Below are 1,424 nucleotides of genomic sequence, written 5' to 3' on the forward strand. Positions count from 1 at the left end.
CACAGGGAGTCGCGCCAGCCGAGGCGACCACCTCTGTCGCCTTCGGCGACATCTCCCCCTCAAGGGGGGAGATCGGCAGCTTCACCGACGCCGCCGGCTCCGGAATGTTTGCGATCAGCGTAGAGCGGCGCCGCGTCCGGAAATTGAAGCTACCGCCCAGCGATGGCCAGCGGATTGTTCTCCAGTGCCGCCCGGTCCGGCGTGTCGATCGACGGCCGGTTGGTGAAGGCGGCGAAAAGCCGGCGGACATAGTCTTCCGGCATGTCGAGCGTGATCAGTACCAGCCTGGTGCGGCGCTGGCTGTCCGGCCAGGCCGGCAGTTGCACTGGCGGATGCAGGATCTTCTGCACGCCATGGATGACGAGCGGCCGCGACGGATCTTCTGCAAGCTCAATGACGCCCTTCATCCGCAAAAGGCGCTCGCCATGCGCCGAGCGCAGCAGATCGAGGAACATCTCGATTGCCGAAAACGGCACCGGCCCGTCATGAACCAGCGAATAGGAGCGGACGCGGGAATCGTGCCTGTGGCCGTGACCATGGTGATCGTGGTCGCCATGGTCATGCCCGTCGTGGTCATGCCCGCCGTGATCATGCTCATGACCGGCTTCCTCGCCCAGCCAGCGCCGCACGTCGGCGGATTTGGTGGCCGGATTGTAGAGCCCGCAATCGAACAGGGTCGCGGTGCTTGCCTCGCTCGCGTCGAGCACCACGGCGCCCGGGTTGAGCTGCCTGAGCCGCGCCCGCAACGTCTTGGCATCGCCCGCATCCGTGGCTAGATCGGCCTTGCTGAGCACGATGCGATCGGCGACCGCCACCTGCTTCACCGCCTCGACATGGGCATCGAGCGTCGCATTGCCATTGACGGCGTCGACCAGGGTGATGACGCCGTCGAGCCGGAACGCCTGGACCAGGGCCGGATGCGCCATGATCGATTGCAGCACGGGTGCTGGATCGGCGAGGCCGGTGGTCTCGACGACGACGCGGGCAAGCCGGTCGATGCGGCCGGTCTGCAGCCTGTCGACGAGGTCGGCCAGCGTGTCGACCAGCTCGCCGCGCACCGTGCAGCAGAGGCAGCCATCGGAGAGCTGGATGATGCCGTCGGAAGCCTGCTCGACCAGGAGATGGTCGATCGCCACCTCGCCGAACTCGTTGATGATGACTGCGGTGTCGGCGAGCGCCGGATCCCTGAGCAGCCGGTTGAGCAGCGTCGTCTTGCCGGCGCCGAGAAAGCCGGTGAGCACCGAAACGGGGATCGGGAAGCCGGCCATGCGGCTAGTTCCGCGCCTTGGCCGGCTGTTGGACCTGCGCGGCGGTGGTCGACCCGGCCACGGCCCGCGCCGCGCCCGGCCGCGGGGCCCCCGGCGGGGGGCCAATGGGGGCCGGCCCGGGGGGGCAATTCCGCCCCGCGGGCAGCAGCCACCCCC

Annotated in this window: 1 protein-coding gene; it reads right to left on the reverse strand. The window is 68.5% G+C overall.

The genetic code is table 11. The annotated features are described in order from the left end of the window. Positions 1-149: 149 nt before the first annotated feature. Entirely contained in the window at positions 150-1,268 is a 1,119-nt protein-coding gene (locus tag NKJ08_RS38685; RefSeq protein ID WP_352529077.1) for a CobW family GTP-binding protein, read from the reverse strand. Positions 1,269-1,424 lie beyond the last annotated feature (156 nt).

It is taken from the genome of Mesorhizobium sp. M0244 (genome assembly GCF_040321795.1).
Taxonomy (GTDB): Bacteria; Pseudomonadota; Alphaproteobacteria; order Rhizobiales; family Rhizobiaceae; genus Mesorhizobium.